At 73.3% G+C, this 25,479-nt stretch carries 18 protein-coding genes; 14 read left to right on the forward strand and 4 right to left on the reverse strand.

Translation table 11 applies throughout. The annotated features are described in order from the left end of the window. The first annotated feature begins 205 nt into the window (after positions 1-205). The 7 genes from AB0F82_RS08750 to AB0F82_RS08780 all read left to right on the forward strand — a co-directional run bounded on the left by AB0F82_RS08750 (position 206) and on the right by AB0F82_RS08780 (position 14,237). The gene (locus AB0F82_RS08750; protein WP_362625109.1) at positions 206-1,912 is read left to right on the forward strand and encodes a glycerol-3-phosphate dehydrogenase/oxidase; all 1,707 of its coding nucleotides are present in this window, start codon (positions 206-208) and stop codon (positions 1,910-1,912) included. Between the two features lie 584 nt (positions 1,913-2,496). Continuing rightward, complete coding sequence (locus AB0F82_RS08755; protein ID WP_362625111.1) at positions 2,497-4,467, forward strand: serine/threonine-protein kinase; 1,971 nt, start codon at positions 2,497-2,499, stop codon at positions 4,465-4,467. Between the two features lie 78 nt (positions 4,468-4,545). Continuing rightward, positions 4,546-7,098 (forward strand): protein kinase, encoded by a 2,553-nt coding sequence (locus AB0F82_RS08760; RefSeq protein WP_362625113.1) that lies wholly within the window; start codon positions 4,546-4,548, stop codon positions 7,096-7,098. Between the two features lie 125 nt (positions 7,099-7,223). Further along, positions 7,224-8,867, forward strand: a complete 1,644-nt coding sequence (locus AB0F82_RS08765; RefSeq protein WP_362625115.1) for a serine/threonine-protein kinase — start codon at positions 7,224-7,226, stop codon at positions 8,865-8,867. 103 nt (positions 8,868-8,970) lie between these two features. After that, positions 8,971-10,602, forward strand: a complete 1,632-nt coding sequence (locus AB0F82_RS08770; RefSeq protein ID WP_356815755.1) for a succinic semialdehyde dehydrogenase — start codon at positions 8,971-8,973, stop codon at positions 10,600-10,602. Positions 10,603-10,612: 10 nt separating this feature from the next. Next, complete coding sequence (locus AB0F82_RS08775) at positions 10,613-12,430, forward strand: GMC family oxidoreductase (protein WP_362625118.1); 1,818 nt, start codon at positions 10,613-10,615, stop codon at positions 12,428-12,430. A gap of 166 nt (positions 12,431-12,596) precedes the next feature. Continuing rightward, positions 12,597-14,237 carry a hypothetical protein gene (locus tag AB0F82_RS08780; RefSeq protein ID WP_362625120.1) on the forward strand — a complete coding sequence of 547 codons (1,641 nt, stop codon included), beginning with the start codon at positions 12,597-12,599 and terminating at the stop codon, positions 14,235-14,237. Positions 14,238-14,521: 284 nt separating this feature from the next. Here the strand turns inward: AB0F82_RS08780 and AB0F82_RS08785 are convergent, their stop codons facing one another. Continuing rightward, the gene (locus tag AB0F82_RS08785) at positions 14,522-14,782 is read right to left on the reverse strand and encodes a chorismate mutase (RefSeq protein WP_356811483.1); all 261 of its coding nucleotides are present in this window, start codon (positions 14,780-14,782) and stop codon (positions 14,522-14,524) included. A 292-nt stretch (positions 14,783-15,074) separates the two neighbouring features. On the opposite strand from AB0F82_RS08785, the gene guaA reads away from it, so the two are divergent. The 4 genes from guaA (at position 15,075) to AB0F82_RS08805 (ending at position 19,448) form a co-directional block, all read left to right on the forward strand. Then, entirely contained in the window at positions 15,075-16,661 is a 1,587-nt protein-coding gene (gene guaA / locus AB0F82_RS08790) for a glutamine-hydrolyzing GMP synthase (protein WP_356811482.1), read from the forward strand. Positions 16,662-16,790: 129 nt separating this feature from the next. Then, positions 16,791-17,561: a class II aldolase/adducin family protein gene (locus AB0F82_RS08795; protein WP_362625123.1), complete on the forward strand. Its 771-nt coding sequence runs from the start codon at positions 16,791-16,793 to the stop codon at positions 17,559-17,561. A 102-nt stretch (positions 17,562-17,663) separates the two neighbouring features. After that, positions 17,664-18,920 (forward strand): hypothetical protein, encoded by a 1,257-nt coding sequence (locus tag AB0F82_RS08800; protein WP_362625125.1) that lies wholly within the window; start codon positions 17,664-17,666, stop codon positions 18,918-18,920. Between the two features lie 18 nt (positions 18,921-18,938). Then, positions 18,939-19,448 (forward strand): DoxX family membrane protein, encoded by a 510-nt coding sequence (locus tag AB0F82_RS08805; protein WP_356811479.1) that lies wholly within the window; start codon positions 18,939-18,941, stop codon positions 19,446-19,448. Here the strand turns inward: AB0F82_RS08805 and AB0F82_RS08810 are convergent. Together AB0F82_RS08810 and AB0F82_RS08815 are read right to left on the reverse strand one after the other, a co-directional pair. After that, positions 19,394-19,618, reverse strand: a complete 225-nt coding sequence (locus AB0F82_RS08810) for a hypothetical protein (protein ID WP_356811478.1) — start codon at positions 19,616-19,618, stop codon at positions 19,394-19,396. The two genes, AB0F82_RS08805 and AB0F82_RS08810, sit on opposite strands and share 55 nt — an antisense overlap. Then, complete coding sequence (locus AB0F82_RS08815; RefSeq protein ID WP_362625128.1) at positions 19,605-20,945, reverse strand: PspC domain-containing protein; 1,341 nt, start codon at positions 20,943-20,945, stop codon at positions 19,605-19,607. Before AB0F82_RS08815 ends, AB0F82_RS08810 begins: the two co-directional genes overlap by 14 nt. Before the next feature lie 131 nt (positions 20,946-21,076). On the opposite strand from AB0F82_RS08815, the gene AB0F82_RS08820 reads away from it, so the two are divergent. The 3 genes from AB0F82_RS08820 (at position 21,077) to AB0F82_RS08830 (ending at position 24,309) form a co-directional block, all read left to right on the forward strand. Further along, positions 21,077-22,372 carry a PspC domain-containing protein gene (locus tag AB0F82_RS08820; protein WP_362625130.1) on the forward strand — a complete coding sequence of 432 codons (1,296 nt, stop codon included), beginning with the start codon at positions 21,077-21,079 and terminating at the stop codon, positions 22,370-22,372. Further along, positions 22,369-23,067, forward strand: a complete 699-nt coding sequence (locus AB0F82_RS08825) for a LuxR C-terminal-related transcriptional regulator (protein ID WP_030659486.1) — start codon at positions 22,369-22,371, stop codon at positions 23,065-23,067. Before AB0F82_RS08820 ends, AB0F82_RS08825 begins: the two co-directional genes overlap by 4 nt. 138 nt (positions 23,068-23,205) lie before the next feature. Further along, positions 23,206-24,309, forward strand: coding sequence for an alpha/beta hydrolase (locus AB0F82_RS08830; RefSeq protein ID WP_362625132.1), 1,104 nt, complete (start codon positions 23,206-23,208; stop codon positions 24,307-24,309). Between the two features lie 96 nt (positions 24,310-24,405). On the opposite strand, the gene AB0F82_RS08835 is transcribed toward AB0F82_RS08830, so the two are convergent. After that, positions 24,406-25,458: a C40 family peptidase gene (locus AB0F82_RS08835; protein WP_362625134.1), complete on the reverse strand. Its 1,053-nt coding sequence runs from the start codon at positions 25,456-25,458 to the stop codon at positions 24,406-24,408. Positions 25,459-25,479: the final 21 nt, after the last annotated feature.

Genomic DNA, 25,479 nt, shown 5'->3' on the forward strand with positions numbered 1-25,479 from the left:
GCGTGAGGGGGTGCCGCGCGAGTCCTCCGAGGACAGGGGAGCTGGCGCAATGTCAGACTAGGCTTATATATGACCGATATGTCGCATTCCGGGGTGAACGCCACCGTTGTGTTGTCCACAGGCGGTGGCTGATGTGGGTGCGGGAAGTCAGAATCGAGAAACGGGGGCATGTGAGCGGGATCACCCGCACCAACGGGAGGCAGCCGTGAGGACAGCGACACTGGGGCCGGCGCAGCGAGCCGTGGCCTTCACCCGGATGGCCGAGCGGGAACTGGACGTGCTGGTCGTGGGCGCGGGCGTGGTCGGCGCCGGCACCGCGCTCGACGCCGTGACCAGGGGCCTGTCCACCGGCCTGGTGGAGGCGCGGGACTGGGCCTCGGGCACCTCCAGCCGATCGAGCAAGCTCATCCACGGCGGCCTGCGGTACCTGGAGATGCTCGACTTCGCCCTCGTGCGCGAGGCGCTGAAGGAGCGCGGCCTGCTGCTGGAGCGCCTCGCCCCGCACCTGGTGAAGCCCGTGCCCTTCCTGTACCCGTTGCAGCACAAGGGCTGGGAGCGGCTCTACGCCGGCGCGGGCGTCGCGATGTACGACGCGATGTCGGTCTCCAGCGGCCACGGACGGGGACTGCCGGTGCACCGGCACCTGTCGCGCACCCGGGCGCTGCGGGTGGCTCCGGCGCTGCGCAAGGACGCCCTGGTGGGCGCCCTCCAGTACTACGACGCCCAGATGGACGACGCGCGGTACGTCACCACGCTCGTGCGGACGGCCGCGGTGTACGGGGCGCACTGCGCCAACCGGGCGAGGGTCGTGGGGTTCCTGCGCGAGGGTGAACGGGTGGTCGGCGCGCGCGTGCGGGACGTGGAGGGCGGTGTCGAGTACGACATCCGCGCGAAGCAGGTCGTGAACGCCACGGGGGTGTGGACGGACGACACCCAGGCGCTGATCGGGGAGCGCGGGCAGTTCCACGTACGGGCCTCCAAGGGCATCCACCTGGTCGTGCCGAAGGACCGCATCCACTCGACCACGGGGCTGATCCTGCGGACCGAGAAGTCCGTGCTGTTCGTCATCCCGTGGGGGCGGCACTGGATCGTGGGGACCACGGACACCGACTGGGACCTGGACAAGGCGCATCCGGCGGCGTCCAGCGCCGACATCGACTACGTGCTGGAACACGTCAACTCGGTGCTCGCGGTGCCCCTGACCCGGGACGACGTCCAGGGCGTGTACGCGGGCCTGCGGCCGCTGCTGGCCGGCGAGTCGGACGCGACGAGCAAGCTGTCGCGCGAACACACGGTGGCGCATCCGGTGCCGGGGCTGGTGGTGGTCGCCGGCGGCAAGTACACGACGTACCGGGTCATGGCGAAGGACGCGGTCGACGAGGCGGTGCACGGGCTGGACCAGCGGGTGGCGCCGTGTGTGACGGAGGACGTGCCGCTGGTGGGGGCCGAGGGGTACCGGGCCCTGTGGAACGCGCGGGCGAGGATCGCGGCCCGGACGGGCCTTCATGTGGTCCGGGTGGAACACCTTTTGGACCGCTACGGGACGCTGACGGAGGAACTGCTGGAACTGGTCGCCGCCGATCCGGAACTGGGCAAGGCGTTGACCGGGGCGGACGACTACCTGCGCGCGGAGGTCGTGTACGCCGCCTCCCACGAGGGGGCGCGGCACCTGGACGACGTTCTGACGCGGCGGACGCGGATCTCGATCGAGACCTTCGACCGCGGGACGCGGTCGGCGCGGGAGTGCGCGGAGTTGATGGCGCCGGTGCTGGGCTGGGACAAACAGCAGATCGAGAAGGAAGTGGAGCACTACGAGAAGCGGGTCCAGGCGGAACGGGAATCGCAGCGGCAGCCGGACGACCAGACGGCGGACGCCGCCCGGCTGGGGGCGCCCGACATCGTTCCGTTGTAACTCCGGGATGCGGAAGGCGGAACCGCAGACCCGGGGGGTCCGTCCGTTGCGGAGTGAGGAACAATGATGGCTCTGCCGGGGCGGGTTACCGTGGGCCCCGGCCGCCGGGTCGCTCAGCCGCTGGGGCGGGCGGAGCAGCGGCACGATCGCAGAGGGGACGCATGTCGAAGCCGGAGCACACCGAGTCACCTGCCGGGGCGCCTGCGGCGAAGCTTGACGATGGCGCCTCTGCGGCGTCGCCTGCGGCGAAGCCCGAGGATGTTTCCGTACCTGCGGCAAGGACTGCCGCCGACACCGGGCCTGATGGGCCGAAGCCCTCCTCTGCGGCTGCGGCGGAGCCTGACGGGTCGAAGCCGAAGCTGAGCAGGACCGCGCCTGCGGCGGAGCCGGAAGACGCGAGGCCCGCGGGCTCGAAGCCGGCGGCGGGCAAGCCCGCACCTGCGGCGCAGCCCGAGGCTGCGCCTGACGGGTCGAAGCCGAAGCTGAGCAAGACCGCGCCTGCGGCGGACGCCGAGGACGCGAAGCCGGCGGTCAAGCCGGTCGGGGCGACCGGGGGCAATCCCGTCGTCGAGAAGGCCGATGCCATGGCCGCCGCCGTGAAGGCCGCCGCCGCCAAGGCGGCCGGTGGCGGACGCGACGAAGGCCGGCTGCTGGCCGGGCGGTACCGGCTGAACTCGGTGCTCGGCAAGGGCGGCATGGGTACCGTCTGGCGGGCCCAGGACGAGACCCTGGGCCGCACCGTCGCCGTCAAGGAGCTCCGCTTCAGCAGCGGGGTCGACGAGGACGAGAAGCGCCGCCTCATCACCCGCACCCTCCGCGAGGCCAAGGCCATCGCCCGGATCCGCAGCGGCGGCGCCGTCACCGTCTACGACGTCGTCGACGAGGACGCCCGCCCGTGGATCGTCATGGAGCTCATCGAGGGGCACTCGCTCGCCGAGTTCATCCGCGAGAACGGCCCCCTCACCCCGCACCGCGCCGCCGAGGTCGGCCTCGCCGTGCTCGACGTCCTGCGCGCCGCGCACGGGCAGGGCATCCTGCACCGCGACGTCAAGCCCTCCAACGTGCTCATCGCCGGCAACGGCCGTGTCGTCCTCACCGACTTCGGCATCGCGCAGGTCGAGGGGGACCCCTCCGTCACCTCCACCGGCATGCTCGTCGGAGCCCCTTCCTACATCTCGCCCGAGCGCGCCCGGGGCCAGAAGCCCGGCCCGCCCGCCGACATGTGGTCGCTCGGCGGCCTCCTGTACGCCTCCGTCGAGGGGGTTCCCCCCTACGACAAGGGGTCCGCGCTCGCCACGCTCACCGCGGTGATGACCGAGCCGGTGGACCCGCCGAAGAACGCCGGCCCGCTCACCGAGGTCATCTACGGTCTGCTCGCCAAGGACCCGTCCCGCCGGCTCGACGAGGGACGTGCCCGGGCGATGCTCACCGCCGTCCTCGCCGCGCCCGAACCGGTACCGGCCCCCGTGCCCGCCGTAGCCGAGGAGACCCGGCAGATATCGCTTGCTGACGCCCGGCAGGCCGCGGAGAAGGCCACTGCGGAGAAGGCCGCCGAGAAGGCGGCCAAGAAGGAGCGGGAGCGCCGCGAGCGGGAGCAGCGCGAGCGCGCCCGCGCCGCGCTGAAGGCCGCCCGCAAGGCGCAGACGGCGGCCCCGGCCGCCGCGGCCGCGACGGCCGTCTCGGCCGCGGAAGCGCCGAAGAGCCGCCCCGCCTCCGTCGTCGCGCCGCTGACGGACGTCATGCCGCGTCGCACCATCGCGCTCGCGGTGGCCGCCGTGATCGCGGTCCTCGCGGTGGTCGGCTCGCTGATCGCCTACGCCTTCAGCGGCGACGACAAGGACGCCAAGGACGAGGGCAAGGGCGGCAAGGCCACCCCCGCCGCGTCCGCCCCGCAGACCCCGGGCGGCGCCGACCAGGGCTCCCCGAAGCCGTCGGGGAACACCGGGGAGACGGGTACGGGCGGCACCGCCGGCGCCGGTACCGACGCGGGCGCGGGCGGCCAGGGCCAGGGCCAGGGGCAGCAGACGGCCGGCCAGGGGCAGGGCCAGGGGCAGGGCCAGGGCCAGGGCGCCACGACCGGGGGAGCGGGCGGCGCACTCCCCGCGGGATACGCGATGGTGACGGAGCCCGGGTTCCACTTCTCTATGGCGATGCCCGAGGGGTTCAAGCGGACGGGCACCGCGGGCGACGACTCCGGCGCCATATTCAGCCGCGACGGCGGGTTCCCGCGGATCCAGGTGGACTTCACCTCCAAGCCGGGTGACGACGCGGCCCTCGCCTGGGTCAAGCTGGCCCCCGCCGTGGGCGGCAGCAGCAAGGGCTACCGGCAGATCCGCATAGACAAGGCGGAGTACCGGGGCTACCCGACCGTCGCGGACTGGGAGTTCGAGCGGGAGCAGGGCGGGATGAAGGTCCGGGTCCTCAACCGCGGGTTCAAGATCGACGCCACGCACGGCTACGCCATCATGATCAGCTGCCCCGCCGACCAGTGGGACGGCCCCGAGTGCACCCAGATGCGCAACGTCGCCTTCGAGACCTTCCGGCCTCTCGGCTGACCCCGGGACGCAGGCGCCCCTGTCGACGTATCGTGTCAGCGGGGCCCTGGGGGGCCCACCGCACTCGGGGGAGGCGATGTGGAGGAGTACGCGGGCCGGATCCTGGCCGGCCGCTACCGCCTGCCGCTGCCGCCGTCCGACGAGTACGAGCTGGTCGAGACCCGGGCCTTCGACACGCGCAGCGGACAGCAAGTCCTGGTCCGCCAGGTGCCGTTGCCGGAGGTCGTGGACGCCGAGCTGGTGGACGGGGCCCTGGCCGTCCCGGCGGCGCGCCGCGCCCCCGCCGACCTGCCGGCCGTGCGGCGCGCGATCGAGGCGGCGCAGGCCGCGGCCTCGATTCCCGACCACCCCCGGCTGGACCAGGTCTTCGACGTGTTCGCCGAGGGCGAGTCGCTGTGGATAGTGAGCGAACTCGTCCCGGCCAGGCCGCTGGCCGCACTGATCGCCGACGAACCCCTGAGCCCCTACCGGGCGGCTGAGGTGGCGTCGGACGTGCTCACCGCGCTGCGGGTGCTGCACGCGCACGGCTGGACCCACCGGAACATCACCGTCCGAACGGTGTTGGTGTGCGAGGACGGCCGGGTCGTCCTGACGGGACTGGCGGCCGGCGCCGCGGAGGAGGCCCTCTGCGGATACGACCCCGTCCCCCGCACCGATGACTCCGGCCCCGACGAGCGCTGGGGTGCGGGCCCCACCCCCGCCCCGTCACCGGCTCCCGTACCGCCCCCCGCGGTTCCGGCTCCTCCGGTTCCCCCGCCCGCCGGGTCCGGCGCGCCGAGCGACGGCGGGTACGCGCCGCTCGTGGCCCCCGGCTACGACACCGGGCCGCGGTACACCGATCACATCACCCCCGGCCGGCCGCAGGACGGGCCCGACCTCCAGGCCGCCGCGCGCGCCGGGGTCATCGCCGCGTACCGGGCGGGGGCGCGGGCGGCGGCCGCCCGGGTCACCGAGCAGCGCAAGGCCGAAGCCGCCGGCGGGAGCGGTGCCGCTGCCGCGATCGAGGCGGGGCCGGGGTCCGGCGCCACGCCCGGGCGCAGGCCCGAGGGATCGACCCTCCCGCAGGGGTACGCGTACCCGTACGGCGGGGAAGCGCAGGCCCGGGTCGGCGGCGCCTGGCACGGCGCGACCCCGCGCCTCCCGGCCCTGCCGCAGCCGGAGCAGGAACGCGAGCCGCAGTCCGAGCGCGAGCCCGGACCCGGACCCGTACCCGCGCCGGGGCCCGAGCCGGAGCCGGCGGCCCGGCGCTCGCCCGCCCCGGCCCCGTCGGCCTGGAGCCGGGCCGATCCGCCGACCGCGCCCGCCCTGCCCGCGCAGCTCGCGCTGCCGCAGGGCTACCGCCAGGCCGAGAACCCGGGGCGCCCGGCGCCCGGCGGGCCCTTCCCGCTCCCGACCCCGGCCCCCACCCCGGAACCGGCCCCGCAGCACTCCCCGCAGGCGGCCTCCTGGACCGGGCTCGACGCCGAGCGGGCCCGGCACACGCGCATGGCCATGGTCGGCGCGGTCACCGAGCGGTGGGCCCCCGAGCAGGCCGGCCCCGTGCACGGGCACTGGCAGCTGGCGGCGCCCGTCGGGCCCGCCACCGACCTCTGGGCGCTCGGCGCGCTGCTCTACCGCGCCGTGCAGGGGCACGCCCCGTACCCGGAGGACAGCGTCGCCGAGCTCGTCGAGATGGTCTGCGCCGAGCCCCCCGCCTTCGCCGAGGAGTGCGGCGCGCTCCGCCCCGTCGTGGAGTCCCTGCTGCGTCAGGACCCCACCGAGCGGCCCGACTTCGAGGAGCTGCGGGGCTGGCTGCGCTCGCTCGTACGGTCCGCTCCCGAGCCGGACGCCGGGCTCGGCGCACTCCCGATGCCCGACCCGGATCCCGCGCGGCTGCCCGTCGTACGCCGCCGCGGCGAGGTCCACGGCCGGCACCGCAACCCCACGGCCGCCCGCAAGCCGCGCGCGCTCGGCCGGACCCTGCTCGTCGGCATCCTGGTCCTCCTCGCCGGAGCCGTCGCGTACGCGATGCTGTTCATGCCCCGCGCCGGTGTCCCGCAGGAACCGGACGGCCCCGGGGAGGCCACCGCGCACGCCTCGTCGCGGCCGAGCCCCTCCCAGGTGCCTTCCGGTACGCCCGAGTCCAGGCCCGCGCCGCAGACGACCGGGCCGGCGGCGTCGCAGGCCGCGCCTGCGCCCGCCCCGCCCGGCTACACCACCCAGCAGGACCCGGAGCACTTCGAGATCGCCGTCCCCGAGGGTTGGGAGCGCCGCGGCATCAACGAGGCGGGCCAGGTGCGGTACACCGGCGGGGCGTTCGTGCTGACCGTGGTGCCCGGCCGGGACAAGGTCGAGGGAAATCCAGACCCGGCGGCGTACCAGAAGGACAAGGAGCCGGAGCTGACGCCGTACCGGACCTCCACCTGGTCGACCGTCGGGGACGTGAAGACCACCAGGGTCGGACAGCAACTGCGGGCCACGGGACGCTACACGTGGATCGACGGGACCGGGCGCAACGTCTTCGCCCGCAACTTCGTCGTCGCGCTGGGCGGCAGTTACCACGTCGTCCTGGTGACCGGTCCGGAGGACGAACAGACCAAGGTCACCGAAGTCTTCGAGAAGGCCACGGCGAGTTACAAGGCGGGGGGATGAGCGGATATTGACGACTGATCAGTACGGCGATTGCGTCACAGTGCCGTCTTTCGGCGCCCGGGCGGTTCCGACAGCCCCCGTGGGCTCCGTAATCTGGCCTGAAGTGCAGAGAGCGGCGGGATTTCGTGGAACAGCAGACTGGTGGGGGCGCCGTGCTGGCGGGCCGGTACAGGCTCGTCGAGCCGATCGGCCGGGGCGGTATGGGAAAGGTGTGGCGCGCGCATGACGAGCTGCTCCACAGGACCGTCGCGGTCAAGGAACTGACGGCGGGTCTGTACGTCGCCCAGGCCGACCGGGACGTCATGCACGCCCGGACGCAGAAGGAGGCGCGGGCCGCGGCCCGCATCCAGCACCCGGCGGTGGTCACCGTCCACGACGTGCTGGAGCACGACGACCGGCCGTGGATCGTCATGGAGTACATCGACGGTCCCTCCCTGGCGGACGCGGCCAAGGCGGCCGGACGGATCGAGCCGCGCGAGGCGGCCCGGATCGGGCTGCACGTACTGGGCGCGCTGCGCGCCGCGCATGCGGTCGGCGTGCTGCACCGGGACGTGAAGCCGGGGAACGTGCTGCTCGCCAAGGACGGCCGGGTGCTGCTCACGGACTTCGGGATCGCCGCGATCGAGGGCGACTCGTCCATCACGCGCACCGGTGAGATCGTGGGCTCCATCGACTATCTGGCGCCCGAGCGGGTCACCGGCGGCATCCCCGACCCGTCCTCGGACCTGTGGTCGCTGGGCGCCACCCTCTACACGGCGGTCGAGGCGCGCTCCCCGTTCCGCCGTACGTCCCCCATCTCCAGCCTGCAGGCCGTGGTCAACGACGAGCCGCCGGCGCTGCGGCAGGCCGGGGCGCTGGGGCCGGTGATCACGTCCCTGCTGCGCAAGGATCCGACGGAGCGGCCCTCGGCGGAGGAGGCCGAGCGGATGCTGCTGGAGGCGATGGAGGGCCGCGAGCCGAAGGCGGCGCACGCGTACGTGCCGACGCGGGCGGTCACCTCGGAGGAGCTCGCCCCGGCGCAGGAGCGGCCCGAGGAGCCGGCCCCGCACGAGGAGATCGCGCAGACGGCGCCACTGCCGGAGTCGGCAGTGTCCGGGACGGTGCCCGCGCCCGTGCCCGCCGACCGGGACGGCGGCTGGATCAAGCGCGCCGCGGTGGTGGCCCTGGTGGCCGCGCTGCTCGGCGGCGGCGGTGTCTTCGGGATCCTCAAGTACACCGGGGAATCGGGGACGGACGGCGGCCAGGACAGGGTCACGAGCTCGACGGGCGGCCAGTCCGGCGACGAGGGAAAGCCACAGCCGGCGACCCCGCCGGCCGGATACGACAAGGTGGTCGACCCGCTCGCCGGGTTCACGCTGTTCGTCCCGGAGGGCTGGACCCGCAAGGCGAACGGCGACCAGATCGACTACACCCCGGACGACGGCAAGCACTTCATCCGGATCGCCTCCGATCCCACCCCGGACTACAGGGACCCGCTCGCGCACCTCCTCGACCTGGAGCAGCAGGTGGCGAAGCGGACCGACTACAAGAAGGTGCGGCTGAACCAGAACACCTTCCGGGACAGCACCCGGGCCGCGCTCTGGGACTTCAGCTGGACGGAGAAGCAGACCCACCCCGGCCCGCGGCGGGCCAAGGAGCAGATGTACATCGCCCCGGACGGCACGGAGTACGCGATCTACATGTCGAGCCCGGTCGCCGACTGGGCCACGACCGAGCAGCAGTTCGACGTCGTGCTCAGCGGCTGGGAGCCGCCCGCCAAGAAGTCCTGATCGGCACCGATCCGGGCATCCTGCCAGCGATCGCTGGCGGAAAAGGGAAAATCCGGTTACCGGCGGGTACCCAAAGGGTGCCGGGCGCAATACGCTCACCGGCATGACGGACTCGCAGGCCCCAGCCGCCCCCCTCCGGACCGCACCGCAGCCCACCAACCCGGTCGCCCCGGCCCCGGCCGGTGCCCGCACCGCCGCCGACGTGGTGACCCCCGACCTGGTCGCCCGGCTGACCCGCGGAGTGATCGGCTCCGGCCGCACCGCCAACCACACCCCCTTCACCGGGGACCGGCTGGCGGAGCTCCCCGAGGCCACCCCCGAGGACGTCGCCGAGGCCTTCGACCGGGCCCGCGCCGCGCAGCCCGCTTGGGCAGCCGTCCCCGTACGCAAGCGGGCCGCCGTCCTGCTCCGCTTCCACGACCTGGTCCTGGCCCGGCAGGCCGAGGTCCTCGACCTGATCCAGCTGGAGACCGGCAAGGCCCGCCTGCACGCCCACGAGGAGGTCCAGGCCGTCGCCGTGTCCGCCCGCCATTACGGCCGCAGGGCGCCCTCGTACCTGCGCCCCAAGGGCCACACGGGTGCGATGCCCACCCTCACGAAGGTGACCGAGCTGCGCCAGCCGCGCGGGGTCGTCGGCCAGATCGCCCCCTGGAACTACCCCCTGGAACTGTCGGTCGGCGACGCCCTGCCGGCCTTCGTCGCCGGCAACGCGCTCGTCATGAAGCCCGACACCGAGACCGCGCTGACCGCCCTGTGGGCCCGCGACCTGCTGATCGAGGCCGGGCTGCCCGCCGAGGTCTTCCAGATCGTCCTCGGCGAGGGCCCCGTCGTCGGCCCCGAGGTGGTCCGCCACGCCGACTACGTCTCCTTCACCGGCTCCACCCGCACCGGCCGCGAGGTCGCCCGGGGCGCCGCCGACCGCCTCGTCGGGGTCTCCCTCGAACTCGGCGGCAAGAACGCCATGCTCGTCCTGCACGACGCCGACATCGAGAAGGCCGCCGCGGGCGCCGTCCGCGCCTGCTTCTCCTCCGCCGGCCAGCTGTGCATCTCCATCGAGCGGCTCTACGTCCACGCCTCGATCGCAGACGCCTTCGTCGAGCGGTTCGCCGCCCGCACCAAGGCCATGCGGCTCGGCGCCTCCCTCGCCTACGGCGCCGACATGGGCTCGCTCGTCGGCGAGCGCCAGCTGGAGACCGTGACCCGGCACGTGGACGAGGCCGTCGCCAAGGGCGCCACCCTCGTCGCCGGCGGCACCGCCCGCCCCGACATCGGGCCGCTCTTCTACGAGCCCACCATCCTCGACGGAGTCGAGGCCCCCATGGCGGTGTGCGGCGAGGAGACCTTCGGCCCGGTCGTCTCCATCTACCGCTTCACCGACGAGGAGCAGGCGATCGCGGAGGCCAACGCCACCGCCTACGGCCTCAACTCCAGCGTCTGGACCAAGGACGCCCGCCGCGGCCACTCCGTCGCCGCCCGCCTGCGCACCGGCACCGTCAACATCAACGAGGGCTACGCCCCCGCCTACGGCAGCGCCCAGGCCCCCATGGGCGGCATGAAGGACTCCGGCCTCGGCCGCCGCCACGGCTCCGAGGGCATCCTCAAGTACACCGAGGCCCAGACCGTCGCCCACCAGCGGCTGGTCCCGATGGCGCCCTCGCTGGGCATGGACGACGAGAAGTACGCGGCGTTCATGACCCGCAGCCTCAAGGTCATGAAGGCTCTCCGACTGCGCTGAGGAGGTATCCGTGTCGCACGACGCATCCGGCGACGACGCCTACGACTACGACGTCATCGTCATCGGATCGGGCTTCGGAGGGTCGGTCTCGGCCCTGCGCCTCACCGAGAAGGGCTACCGGGTCGGCGTCCTGGAGGCAGGGCGCCGCTTCACCCGCGAGAGCCTGCCGAAGAACAGCTGGGACCTGCGCAACTACCTGTGGGCGCCGGCGCTCGGGCTGTACGGGATCCAGCGGATCCACCTGCTCGGCAACGTCATGGTGCTCGCGGGCGCCGGCGTTGGCGGCGGCTCGCTCAACTACGCCAACACCCTGTACGTGCCGCCGGAGGCCTTCTTCCAGGACCGTCAGTGGGCGTCCATCACCGACTGGCGCGAGGAACTCGCCCCGTACTACGACCAGGCCAAGCGGATGCTCGGGGTGCGCCTCAACCCGACCCTGACGCCCTCCGACGTCCACCTGAAGGCGGCCGCCGCCCGGATGGGCGTGGCGGACTCCTTCCACATGGCCCCGGTCGGCGTGTTTTTCGGCGACGGCGAGGACGCCGCGGGCACCTCCCGTGTCCGGCCCGGTGAGGAGACCGCCGACCCGTACTTCGGTGGCGCCGGCCCCGCCCGCAAGGCCTGCACCGAATGCGGCGAGTGCATGACCGGCTGCCGGCACGGTGCGAAGAACACCCTGAACGAGAACTACCTCCACCTCGCCGAACGGGCCGGCGCCGTCATCCACCCCATGACGACGGTCACCGCCCTGTCCGAGCACCCGGAGGGCGGCCACCGCGTCCGCACCGTGCCCACCGACGGCCGCCGCCGCGGCAAGGCGAAGGTGCTGCGCTGCCGGTACGTCGTCGTCGCGGCCGGGACGTACGGCACGCAGACCCTGCTGCACACCATGAAGGACCGCGGCGAGCTGCCGCGCCTGTCGCAGCGGCTCGGGGAGCTGACCCGGACCAACTCCGAGGGCCTGGTCGGCGCGCAGACCGACGACCGCCGCTACCGCCGCCGGCGCGGCGCGGGCCCCGGCGAGGAGCGGCGCGCCGACTTCACTCGCGGCGTGGCGATCACCTCCTCGGTGCACCCCAACGCCGACACCCACATCGAGCCCGTCCGCTACGGCAAGGGCTCCAACGCCATGGGGTTCATGACCGTCCTGCAGGTGCCCTACAGCGCCCACCGGGTGCGCGGCTGGCTCGCCAGGACCGTGCGGCACCCGGTGCACCTGGCCCGGTCGCTGTCGAACCGGCGCTGGTCGGAGCGGACCATCATCGGCCTGGTGATGCAGTCCGTGGACAACTCGCTGACCACGTACCGCAAGCCGGGAGGGATCGGGAAGGGCCTGCTCACCGCCCGCCAGGGGCACGGCGCCCCGAACCCGGTGCAGATCGCGGAGGCCACGCAGGCCGCGACCCTGCTGGCCGAGGAGATCAACGGCTTCCCCGGCAGCAACATCGGCGAGCTGATGGGGACCCCGCTGACCGCGCACTTCCTCGGCGGCTGCCCGATCGGGGCGTCCGCGGAGGAGGGCGTGGTGGACCCGTACCACCGCCTCTACGGGCACCCGGGCATCTCGGTGGTCGACGGCGCGGCCGTCTCCGCGAACCTGGGCGTCAACCCGTCGCTGACGATCACCGCACAGGCGGAGCGGGCGATGTCGTACTGGCCGAACAAGGGAGAGCGGGACCCGCGGCCCGAACAGGGCGCGGCCTACACCCGCCTGGACGCGGTGGGACCGGTCCGTCCGGCCGTTCCCGAGGACGCGTTCGGCGCGCTGCGGCTGCCGTTCCTGGCGGTCCCCGAAATTCCCCCACGGGATCCGGAACCGGCCGGATGACGGCGATGGGTACCGCGCTCCCCCTCCGAGCGCGGTACCCACCGCGGTACATACGTGACAGATGTTCAGCCTTGATGGTTGTACCGGAATCCGCCGAGCCGGGCTGTGGTGTCGATCACACGGCCAACGAGGCAACTGCGCGCCGCATTCGGCCGTCAACGGCAGCATGAGAAAGCGCATCTCCCTGCTGACTGCCTGCGGCGTCGCCGCCCTGGGGCTCGCCGCCACTCCCGCACACGCCGCGGACCCCGTCTTCACCCTGGCCGGACCGGCCGAGGTCGGGCTGCGCCCGCACCCCGGGCAGAACGGCGGACCACAGAAGACCTCGGTCGAGTTCCGGCTCGTCAACGACACCGCCTCGGCGTTCGACCGCCAGAGCACGTTCACGATCGACCTGACCGGGCTCAAGGGCATCGCCGACGTCGCACTCGCCAAGCAGCAGGGTTCGGACTGCGCCCTCACCGAGGCCGCCGTCACCTGCAAGCGCCCCGCACTGTGGAAGGGCGAGACCACCGTCGTGGACCTCGACCTCAGCGCCGCCAAGGACAGCAAGGCCGGCGCCACCGCGGCCCTCACCGTGACCGGCAAGGCCGAAGGCGCCACCTTCAAGACCGCCACCACCAAGGTCCGCATCGGCGGCCCCGACCTCGTCCTGGAGCGGGCCGACCTCAAGGCGGAGCAGAAGCCGGGCGACAAGCAGCCCCTGTCGATCGTCTTCGCCAACGAGGGCACGGAGTCCGTGCGGGGCGTCGTCCTGGAGATGCGCACCACGCACGGCATCGACCTGGTCGAGCAGTACGACAACTGCTCCTACTCCGAGGACCCGAGCGAGGGCCGGCCCTGGAACACGGGCTGGAGCACGGTGCAGTGCCTGCTGGAGGGCGAGTACAAGCCGGGCGCCGTCTACGGGGTCGACGGCCCGCTCACCCTCAAGGCAGCCCCGCACGCCTTCGCCGACGGCCTCACCTACGCCGTGTACGCAGCCGGCGACGAGCCGAAGGCCGACAAGACCTCCAAGAAGCCGACCGGCGGCAAGAAGCTGGCCGTGCGCGAGCGCGCCGCCAAGGCCTCCGCTCAGTCGGTGGACCTCGACCCCTGGAACAACCTCCAGGAGTTCGACTTCCGGACGAAGAACAGCGCCGACCTCGTGGCCTGGCCCGTCGCCCTCGCCGGCGGGGCGGGCGAGACGGTGAAGGCCGACTTCGGCTTCCGCAACAACGGCCCCGCCTGGGTGGCGTACCTGCGTTCCGGTGAGAGCGTCGCCCGCACCGACATCGTGATCCCGGCCGGTACGAAGGCCACCAAGGTGCCGGCCGGCTGCCAGGGCGTCAACGCCGACGGCACCACCCGCGAGCAGACGCTGGGCGCGCCGCGCTACTTCTGCTCCACCGGGCACGTCGTGGGGGAGCGGGAGAAGTTCACCTACCCGTTCGAGCTGAAGATCGAGCAGGTCGTGGCGAACGCGGCCGGTTCCGTCTCGGTCGGCCAGTGGACGCCCGAGGGCACCAAGGGCCAGCCGTGGGACCCGAACCACGCCAACGACAAGGCGTCCGTCGTGATCAGCGCGAAGGAGGGCGGCGCCACGCCGAGCCCGACCGCCACGGCCACCGCCTCCCCGACCGCCACGGCGACCTCCTCGGCCACGGCCACGGCCACGGCCACCGCCACCTCCGGCGCCACGGCGAACGGCGGCCTCGCCGCCACCGGCAGCCCCGCCGGGGCCCTCGCGCTCGGCGGCGCGGTGCTCGTGGCCGCGGGCGGCGGTCTCGTCCTGGCCTTCCGCCGCAGGACCGGCACGCACGCCTAGCCACGGCACCCGCGCGGCCGCGTACGCGCGCGGACGCGGAACGGCCGGCCCGGGGCGTCCCCCGGACCGGCCGTTTTCTGCGGGGTGACCGGGCTGCTGTCCCCTGCCGTCCGGTCACGCGAAGGAGCGAGGTCCCACGACGCACGCACCACGAGGCGTACGTCTCATCGCTCCTGCGGAGCCACGCGTGGTGGTGTTGCGGCTCCGCGGCTGGCTGCCGCGGACACCCTCACCAACGAAGGGTCCCCGGCCCGGTCACGCGCCGGACGGGTGACGAACAGCCGTCACACCCGGCCCCGGCACAGCTCCAGCAGGGTCATCGCGAGGGAGGTCCCGGGCTTGCCCAGGGCCTCGCTCCAATGGGACAGCACCTCCATCTCGCGGGAGAGGTGCACCCGGCGCCCGCCGGAGGCGATCCGGGCGTCCTGGATGACCGTCGAGACGGCCATCCGCTCCTGGATCAGCCCGATGATCCGGTCGTCGATCGCGTCGATACGGGTACGGGACTCGGTGATCAGCTGCTCGGGGGTGGTGGTGACGCTCATGGTGTTCTCCTGTGGGTCGTGCCGTCAGGAGCGGAAACGCGGAGCGCCCCGGTCCTGTCGGACCGGGGCGCTCTGGGAAGTCAGCGGCTCAAGCGAGCATCACGATGACCCATGGCGACCGGACCGGCCGGTGCCATAGGTAAAGAGGAAGCTCAGCTGCTTGCGCACGGAAGGGATTATTGCCTCCCGTCCCCCCGCACGCCAAGCACATTCGGATGGTGAGACGAAGGGGCCCCGGCGTCCCCCGTTAGAATCGACAGAACAGCCACCTCTCCCGCCGGAAGGCCGCCCCGTGCCAGAAGCACCCTCCGCCGTCCACGACAGCGCCCCGGACACGGTTCTCGTCGTCGATTTCGGCGCCCAGTACGCCCAGCTCATCGCCCGCCGCGTCCGCGAGGCACGGGTCTACAGCGAGATCGTGCCGAGCTCGATGCCCGTCGACGAGATGCTGGCCAAGAACCCCAAGGCGATCATCCTCTCCGGCGGGCCGTCCTCCGTCTACGAGGAGGGCGCCCCCCAGCTCGACCGCGCGATCTTCGAGGCCGGCGTCCCCGTCTTCGGCATGTGCTACGGCTTCCAGCTGATGGCCGTCACGCTCGGCGGCCAGGTCGACAACACCGGCGCCCGCGAGTACGGCCGCACCCCGCTGGCCGTCTCCAAGGCCGGCTCCACCCTCTTCGAGGGCACCCCCGACAACCAGTCGGTGTGGATGTCCCACGGCGACGCCTGCTCCGCCGCCCCCGAGGGCTTCACCGTCACCGCGTCGACGAACGTCGTGCCCGTGGCGGCCTTCGAGAACGACGAGAAGAAGCTGTACGGCGTGCAGTACCACCCCGAGGTGATGCACTCCACGCACGGCCAGCAGATCCTGGAGCACTTCCTCTACCGCGGCGCCGGCCTCGCCCCCACCTGGACCACCGGCAACATCGTCGAGGAGCAGATCGCGGCCATCAAGGCGCAGGTCGGCGACAAGCGCGCCATCTGCGGCCTGTCCGGCGGCGTGGACTCCGCGGTCGCCGCGGCCCTCGTGCAGAAGGCCATCGGCTCCCAGCTGACCTGCGTCTACGTCGACCACGGCCTGATGCGCAAGGGCGAGACCGAGCAGGTCGAGAAGGACTTCGTCGCCGCGACCGGCGTGCAGCTGAAGGTCGTCGACGCGCAGGAGCGCTTCCTGACCGCGCTGGCCGGCGTCTCCGACCCGGAGGCCAAGCGCAAGATCATCGGCCGCGAGTTCATCCGCGTCTTCGAGCAGGCCCAGCTGGAGATCCTCCAGGAGGAGGGCCCCGCGGTCGCCTTCCTCGTGCAGGGCACCCTGTACCCGGACGTCGTCGAGTCCGGCGGCGGCACCGGCACCGCCAACATCAAGTCCCACCACAACGTGGGCGGGCTCCCCGACGACATCGAGTTCGAGCTCGTCGAGCCGCTGCGCCAGCTGTTCAAGGACGAGGTCCGCATGGTCGGCCAGGAGCTCGGCCTGCCCGACGAGATCGTCCAGCGCCAGCCCTTCCCCGGCCCCGGCCTCGGCATCCGCATCGTCGGCGAGGTCACCAAGGAGCGCCTGGACCTGCTGCGCGAGGCCGACGCCATCGCCCGCCACGAGCTCACCGCGGCCGGCCTGGACCGCGAGATCTGGCAGTGCCCGGTCGTCCTGCTCGCGGACGTCCGCAGCGTCGGCGTCCAGGGCGACGGCCGCACCTACGGCCACCCGATCGTGCTGCGCCCCGTCTCCTCCGAGGACGCGATGACCGCGGACTGGACGCGCATGCCCTACGAGGTCCTCGCCCGGATCTCCACCCGCATCACCAACGAGGTGCCGGAGGTGAACCGTGTGGTCCTGGACTGCACGAGCAAGCCCCCGGGCACCATCGAGTGGGAGTAGCAGTCCCCACCCGCCGGGCGTGACGAGCCGCCGCTCCCTGCGGAGCGGCGGCTCCGCCGTTTCTCTGGCCACTTGGCAGGGCCGCGGGTACCTTGCGCCGCGAGCCGAGGAGCCGTCGAAGGAGCGCCCATGCCGGACCAGCCCGCACCCGTGCCCGTGGAACGGCTGCGCTTCGAGATGCCGCCCGCGCACACGGATCCGGCCGAGGAGCGCGCGTACCGCAAGGAGCGGCTCGCGGGCGCGCTGCGGCTGTTCGCCCGCCTCGGGTACGAGGACGGGGTCGCCGGGCACGTCACCGCGCGGGACCCGGAGTCCGACGACTGCTACTGGGTGAACCCCTTCGGCCGGACCTTCGCCTCGCTCGGCCCCGAGGACCTGCTGCTCGTCGACGGGGACGGGCGGGTGGTCCGGGGGGAGCGGCGCGTCAACCAGCTGGCCTTCGCCGTGCACGCCGCCGTGCACCGGGCCCGCCCCGACGCGGTGGCGGTCGTCCGCGCGCAGGCCCCGTACGGCAGGGCCCTCGCCGCCCTCGGCGAGCTGCTGGCCCCGATCACCCACGAGGCCTGCGCCTTCTACGAGGACCACGCGCTCCTCGACGAGTACGCCGGCGCGGAGGACGGCGCGCGCATCGGGCGCGCGCTCGGGCCGTACAAGGCGCTCATCCTGCGCAACCACGGGCTGCTGACGGTCGGCGGCTCGGTGGACGCGGCCGCCTGGTGGTTCGTCGCCGCGGAACGGGCGGCACAGGTCCAGCTGATCGCACGGGCCGCCGGGAAACCGGTGCTCATCGACCACCACAGCGCCGTGGCCACCCGCGAGCGGTTCGGCGGGGACCTGGCCGCCTGGGTGAGCTACCAGCCGCTGTGGCAGACCGTCGCGGACATGGCGTCAACATCATGAACCGTTAATCACCTGCTCTGACATCGTGCGCAATCCGGAGCACTGCCCCAGTGGTGCACAATTCGCTGGCATTGCCCCGTAGTTCAGAGAGGCGGCACGTACATGGCTGTCCAAGAGATGTCCCGCGGCACCCATACCACTGCCTGCGCCTGCGAAGAGTGCGCACGGGAAGGGCACCGCCGCGCGGTCGCCGCGTTCCTGGAGAAGCGCGACGAGTTCGCCGCCGGGCAGGGCGTGCCGGCCGCGGTCGCCCACTCCCTCGGCGCCTCCCGCCAGTGGGTCTCCGACGAGCTGACCCTGTCGGCCCGTACGGTCGCCGACCGGGGCCGGGAAGCAGGCAACTCCTGGCTCTACGTGTTCTCCCGGCGGGCCGTCCTCGCCGTGTGGATCGCCGCCGGCGTCCTGCTCCTGGTCCAGGTCGCCGCCGCGCTCGGCGCCGGCTGGTCCACGGCGCGCACCGCCGGACTGCTCGCGGCCCTGCTGCTCGCCGGGCTGCTGACGGTCGCCGCCCGCGGCCAGTCGGTGCGTGGCGGGCTGCTGGCCCCGCTGGTCGGCGAGGACAACCGGCTGTCCGCCTCGAAGGCGGTGCCCACCGCCTGGGTGGTGCTGACGGCCTTCGCCACGCTGCTGCTCACGCTGCGGCTGGCGGCCTCGGTCCCCGGCCCGGAGCGGCAGGCGCTGTACGCGGGCCTCGCCCTGGACCGGGCGCTGCCGCTGCTGTCGGTGGTCGTGCTGACCTCCGCGGTGGCGGTGCTGGTGCGCCGGGTGGTCTGCGTACGGATCATGAGCCAGCGGCTGCAGAAGCTGCCGGCCGACCGGCCGCGCGGAGCGGACCTGCTGACGGACGACGCGGGTCGCGGGAGCCTCCCCGACGCGCAGTACGTGCTCGTCTCCACCGTCGTACTGGCCTACGCGGCGGCCTCGCTCGCCCGCTTCCCGGACCGGCTGCCTCAGCTGCCCTGGGCGCTGGCCCTGCTGGTGGCCCTGTCGGCAGCGGTCTACCTGGCGGCGAAGTACGCGGAGGGCAGCCGCCCGCTGGTGCTGTCGGTGGTGCGCAGACGCGAGCCCGGGGACCTGGACGCCGCCGTCCGCCCCGGGGACGACATCGAGATCCGGGGCGTGGGCTTCGTACCGCCCGGCGCGCAGACCCCGGAGATGCTCGCCCGGCTGGTGGTGCGGATCGGGGCGGTCCACGTCCACGTGCCGCTGGTCCCGGTGCCGGGCGGGTTCACCAACCCCTCCGACGCGGTGCTGACGGTGCCGGTCCCGGCGGAAGTGGAACCCGGGCGCACCGAGATCCAGGTGGTCACGGCTGCCGGAGTGGAATCCAACCGCTGCACCATCGACGTGGCCGAGTGATCGGGGTAGACATGACGCGTGACCAGAACCGAAGCACCTCCCCGGACCGACGTACCGCGCGGGCTGCGTGAACAGGCTGCCCGGTACCACCTGTTGCCCCTGCGCCTCTTCCTCGGCGCGACCTTCGTCTACGCGGGACTGGACAAGCTCTTCGACCCCGCGTTCCTCTCCGCCTCCGGCGACGGCTCCATCGGCGACCTGATGCGCGGGGTGCGCGACACCTCCGCGATCCCCGCCCTCGTGGACCTGTCCCTGGAATCGCCCGTCGGCTTCGCCGTGTTCCTGGCCGTCGCCGAGATCCTGGTGGGCCTCGGCACCCTGGTCGGCCTGCTGTCCCGGACCGCGGCCGCCGCCGGTGCGCTGATCTCGCTGAGCCTGTGGCTCACGGTGTCGTGGGCGGTGGCCCCGTACTACTACGGCAACGACCTGATCTACCTGATGGCCTGGACCCCGCTGATCCTCGCCGGCGCCCCCTACCTGTCGCTGGACTCGGAGATCCGGTCGCGCCGGTCCCGGCGTACCGCATAGGTCACCAGCCCCACCAGTGCGGCCAGCGTCAGCCCGCCCGCGGTCATCGGGATGACCGCGTACCACGGCATGTCCGCCCCACCGGTGGTCTCGACCAGGTAGAGCACGCCCGCCAGCAGCAGGACCAGCCCCGCGATCAGCCGTCCCGGCTGGAACTCATGACGCCGCACGGGCCACCTCCACCTGTCCGATTCCCGCACTCAGGTCCAGCTCGATCGTCCCGCCGGCCTCGGTGCCGGCGGGCGGCGCGAGGGTCGCCGTCCGGTCCTGCCGGCCGGGCCCGGCCCGCTCGATGCGGCCCGCGTAGTCGCCGGGCAGCTGGATGTCGCCGAGGCGCCGGACGGTGACGTCCGCCTCGGCGGTGACCTCCCGGGGCAGGAGCACCTTGAGCCGGCCCGCGTCGACGGAGGCGCTGACGGCCACGCTGGTGCCCTTCGGCACGTCCAGGCGGCTCAGGTCCAAGGTCGCCAGCCCGGTGCCCGCCTCGTACACGGGCCGTACGTCGGCCACGGCGGCCGGACGCCACTGCACCTCCCGCCAGTCGGTGCCGATCTCGCGCGGCAGCGCCGCCGCGCCCGCGAGCAGGCCCGCGGTGAACACGGCCAGCACGACCGTGCCGAAGCCGGTGCGACCCAGCAGGGAGCTGACCGCGAGGCCGAGGCCGAAGACGATCAGGGCGGCGGCGAGCCCGGTCTGCAGGGCCTCGCCCAGCGGGCTGCCCTCCCAGCCCGCCGCGGTACCGACGGCCCCTGCCAGCAGCGCCAGCACGAACACCCGGCCGCCGATTCCGCCGCGCCCCCGGACCCGGGCGGCGGCGGGTCGCCGGACGGCCGCGTCGGCGGCGCCGGCCGCGTCGGGCTCCGCCGGGCCGGCGTCGTCCTCGGGCCCCCACAGGTATCCCGTCGTGCCGACGGGGCCGGTGGTGCCGTCCTTGACCAGCGGGTCCCGCCACCAGGAAGGGGCGCCCGGGGTGGGCGGCGCCTTCGTCTCCGGCGGGGCCGCCGGCGCGTGCGCGGCGCGGGGCGCGGCCCCGCCCGGCGCCGGTGCCTCCGTCTCGGGCGCGGCGGCCCGCCGCCGCTGCGACCAGTACGAGGCCCCGCCGAGCGCCAGGACCACCAGCACCGAGAAGACGGCCAGGCCGCCGTTGTCCAGCATCGACAGGAACAGCGCGCAGCCCACCAGGGCGGCGAACACGGCCGCCAGCGTCGCCCCTTCGACCCGTCCCGTCAGCAGCTTCTTCACCTCGCTGTCCTCCTCGCCCTCCGGGGGGAGCAGCAGCCACGCGAAGCCGTAGAAGATCAGGCCGACGCCGCCGGTGACCGCGAGGACGCCCAGGACGATCCGGAAGACCACCGGGTCCAGGTCGAAGTACCGGCCCAGACCGCCGCACACGCCCGCGAGGACCTTGTCGCGCTTGCTGCGGCGCAGGGAAGGCCGGGCTTCGGCGGCCCGGGGCGCCCCGGGTGCCTGCGGCGGAGCATCGTGTACTTCGGTCATGCGTCCATGGTGACGGGCGGTGCGGCCGCCCGGAATCCGGCCCTACCCTGGCGCAACCCTGAAATCTGACGGGCAGAAGTGGGGGGATGCCCTGATGCCGGGCCGCGGCCCGCCATGTGACCCTTGGTGACATGCCCGTAGCCGCCGCCTCCCGCCCACCGCACGCCCCGGACGCCGACGACCCGCCGCAGCGCAAGCTGTACCGGAGCGCCGACGGCCGGATGCTGGGCGGTGTCGCGCGCGGACTGGCCGGGCACCTCGGGCTGCCCGTGGGCTGGGTGCGGCTGGCGTTCCTCCTGCTGTTCATGTGGGGCGACGGGCTGGGCGTGCTGCTCTACGCCGCGTTCTGGGTGTTCGTGCCGCTCGGCGTCGGCGGCCGCGCGGGGCACCGCTCCTTCTTCGAGTCCCTCCCCGACGGCACCCGCCGCCTGCGCAAACCGGACCGCGGGCAGATCACGGCGCTGATCGCCCTGTTCATCGGCGCGGGCATCTTCATCTCCAAGGTGCAGCTGGGCGGCGAGTCCGGGCGCTACGTGTGGCCGACGCTGCTGGTCGGAGCCGGGGTGGTTCTCGTATGGCGGCAGGCCGACAACGCCCGCCGCGCCCACTGGACCACCGCCGCCGGCCGGCACGGGCGCCTCTTCCAGGCCGCCCGCGCGCTCGCCGGGGTCGCCCTGGTCGGCGTGGGCCTCACCGTCTTCATCGTCGTACGGGGCTCCGCCGCCCAGCTCGGCAACGTCCTCACCGCCACCCTCGCCGTCCTCGTCGGCGTGGCCCTGCTCGCCGGACCCTGGCTGATCCGGATGACGCAGGACCTCTCCGAGGAACGGCTGATGCGCATCCGCGCCCAGGAACGCGCCGAGGTCGCCGCCCACGTGCACGACTCCGTGCTGCACACCCTCACCCTGATCCAGCGCAACGCGGAGGACGTGGGCGAGGTGCGCCGCCTCGCACGGGCCCAGGAGCGTGAGCTCCGCAACTGGCTCTACAAGCCCGAGGGCACCGGCAAGGACGAGGCCGAGGAGCCCGCGACCCTGGCGGAGGCGGTGAAGAAGACCGCCGCCGAGGTCGAGGACCACCACGGCGTGCCCATCGAGGTCGTCGTCGTCGGCGACTGCCCGCTCGACGAGAAGCTGGCCGCACAGATCCAGGCCGCGCGCGAGGCGATGGTCAACGCCGCCAAGTACGGTGGCGAGGGCGGGCCGGTACAGGTGTACGCCGAGGTGGAGGGCCAGACGGTGTTCGTGTCCGTACGGGACCGGGGGCCGGGCTTCGACATCGACGCGGTACCCGGCGACCGCATGGGCGTACGAGAATCGATCATCGGCCGGATGCAGCGCAACGGCGGGACCGCACGACTGCGGTCCGCGCCCGACGGCGGCACGGAAGTCGAGCTGGAGATGGAGAGGGCGGCGAACGCGGCATGACCGAGGACGAGAAGAACGCAGGCGTGGGGGAGACCAGGCGCGTCCGGGTGGTGCTCGTCGACGACCACAGGATGTTCCGTACCGGGGTGCAGGCCGAGATCGGCGAGACCGACCGGACCGGCGTGGAGGTCGTCGGCGAGGCCGCCGACGTCGACCAGGCCGTCACCGTCATCACGGCCACCCGGCCCGAGGTGGTCCTCCTCGACGTGCACCTGCCCGGCGGCGGCGGCGTCGAGGTGCTGCGGCGCTGCGCCCCGCTGATGGCGGCCGCCGAGAATCCGGTGCGGTTCCTCGCGCTGTCGGTGTCGGACGCGGCCGAGGACGTCATCGGCGTGATCCGGGGCGGCGCGCGCGGGTACGTCACCAAGACCATCACCGGCACCGACCTGGTGGACTCCGTCTTCCGCGTGCAGGACGGGGACGCGGTGTTCTCGCCGCGCCTGGCCGGCTTCGTGCTCGACGCGTTCGCCTCGACGGACGCCCCGCCGGTGGACGAGGACCTGGACCGGCTCACCCAGCGCGAGCGCGAGGTGCTGCGGCTGATCGCGCGCGGGTACGCGTACAAGGAGATCGCCAAGCAGCTCTTCATCTCGGTGAAGACGGTGGAGTCCCACGTCTCGGCGGTGCTGCGCAAGCTGCAGCTCTCCAACCGGCACGAGCTGACCCGCTGGGCGACGGCCCGACGACTGGTGTGACGCGTGGGGCGCGCGTGATGTCGGACACCTGACGTCCGACGGCTGCCCGCGTTGTCGTGGCCTTGACCTGCGGTGTGACCGAAACCGCAGGTCGACCGGGCAACCGGGGCCCGGCGAGCCGCCCTCTACGGTGGCGTGATGAGCCTGACCGGGACACCCTTCTTCGCCACGGTGATCGCACTGACCGCGATCGCCGTCATCCTGCCCCTGGCCGTGTGGAGCAAGGTGCGCGGCCCCGCCGTCGTCCGCACCGCCCTGCGCTTCCTGATGGTGGTGTTCGCCCAGGTCACAGCGGTCGCCGTGGTGTTCGTAGCCGTCAACAGGGCCGAGCACTTCTACAACTCGTGGGACGACCTGCTCGGCACCGGCAAGTACGTCACCGCGGCCCCCGACCTCGGCCCGGACGGGCTCGGCGGCAAGAAGGTCGAAGAGGCCCCGAAGGTCAAGCAGGCCTTCCAGCCCGTCGAGGGGCTGGGCGGCCGGGTCCAGAAGACCGAGCTCGACGGAAAGATCTCCGGGGTCAAGGGCGACGTCCTGGTGTGGCTGCCGCCGCAGTACGACGACCCGGCCTTCAAGGACAAGAAGTTCCCGGTCGTCGAGCTGATCCCCGGCATACCCGGGACGGGCAAGTCCTGGTTCCAGGGGCTCAAGGCGCACGAGGTGCTGGAGCCGCTGATGAAGAGCGGCAAGGTGCAGCCGTTCATCCTCGTCTCGCCGCGCGCCATGCTGGTGGGCAACGGCGACACCGGCTGCGCCAACCTTCCCGGCAAGGTCAACGCCGACAGCTGGTTCAGCGTCGACGTCCGCAAGATGGTCGTCGACAACTTCCGGGCCTCGGACGAGGCCCGGACCTGGGGTGTGGCCGGGTACTCGGCCGGCGCCTACTGCGCCGCCAAGCTGGCCATCCTGCACCCCGACCGCTACAGCGCGGCCGTCTCCCTGTCCGGCTACAACGACCCCGGCCAGGAACCCACCTCGCTCGTCGCACAGGATCCGCAGACGCGGGCCGCCCACAACCTGAAGAACATCCTCAAGGCGCAGCAGGCCCCGCCGGCCGTGTCGCTGTGGCTGTCGGGCGCGGAGCAGGACGGCTACCTGTCCGGCATGGACCTCAAGGGGCTCGCGCAGAAGCCCACCGTCGTCCACGCCGAGAAGGTCGTCGGCGGCCACAACCTCGAATCGTGGTCCAAGCAGCTGCCGCAGACCTTCGGCTGGCTGAGCGGCGTGGTCAAGGCCCCGTAGGGGACGGGCTCACGCGGAGACGTCTGACGCGGGACGTCTGACGCGGGACGTCTCACGCCGTGGCGCCTCACGCCGTGGCGCCCGGCGCGGGATCCCTCACGCGGGGCGGGAGGCGCCGGCCCAGGGCATCGAGTCGATCGGCGCCAGCCGGACCGTCGAACCCGGGCGCGGGGCGTGGATCATCTGGCCGTTGCCGACGTAGAGGCCGACGTGCGTGACCCCGGAGTAGAAGAACACCAGGTCGCCGGGGGCCAGCTGGTCGCGGGACACGCGCCGGCCGGCGTTGATCTGGGTGTAGGTGGTGCGGGGCAGGGAGACCCCGGCCGAGCGCCAGGCCGCCTGGGTCAGCCCCGAGCAGTCGAAGGAGCCGGGCCCCGTCGAGCCCCACACGTAGGGCTTGCCGATCGAGCCGTACGCGAAGGCCACGGCGCGGGCCGCACGGGAGCCGTCGGCCGGCGGCGGGGGCGCGGGGGCGGCCGGGCCGGCGGCGGGGGCGGCCGAGGCGGCGCCGGGCGCCTGGGCCTCGTAGGCGGCCCGCTCCTCGGCGGTGAGCTTGGCCAGCAGCCGCTTGGCGGCGCCGAGCTTCTCCTCGGCCTCGGCCTTGTGGGCGGCGAGTTCGTCCCGCCGGCTCCGCAGGTCGGCGAGCCGTCCCGACGCCTGCTCGCGCAGCGTGGAGACCTCGTCCAGCTTGCGGCGCACGGTGGTGATCCCGGCGGCGTTGCGCTCCCCGGCGCGCGAGACGAAGGAGGCCTGGGCGAGGTACTCCTGCGGGTCGTCGGCCAGCGCGAGCTGTACGGCGGTGCCCAGGGAGCCGCTGCGGTACTGGGAGGCGGCGAGCGTCCCGAGCGCGCTGCGGGCGGTGTTGAGCTGGTCGGCCTTGCGGGCGGCCTCGTCGCGCAGGCCGGTCAGGGCCCGTTCGGCGTCGTCGGCCTGCTCCTTCGCCCCGTTGTACCGCTCGGTCGCCGCCTCGGCCTCCTCGTAGAGCCGGTCCACCTCCGTCTTGATCTGGGCGGGGGTGGGCCGGGGGTCGGCCTGGGAGGTGCCTTCGAAGGCGGTGGCGGTGGCAGCGCCCGCGAGGGCGATGGTGGCGGCGGTCCGTACCGAGCCGCCGGAGAGCGGGCGCTGCCTGGGCTTTCGATGACTGGCCACGAGGGCCTCACGTCCTTCCTC

Origin of the sequence: Streptomyces virginiae, from assembly GCF_040638905.1 — a bacterium.
Classification (GTDB): Bacteria; Actinomycetota; Actinomycetes; order Streptomycetales; family Streptomycetaceae; genus Streptomyces; species Streptomyces virginiae_B.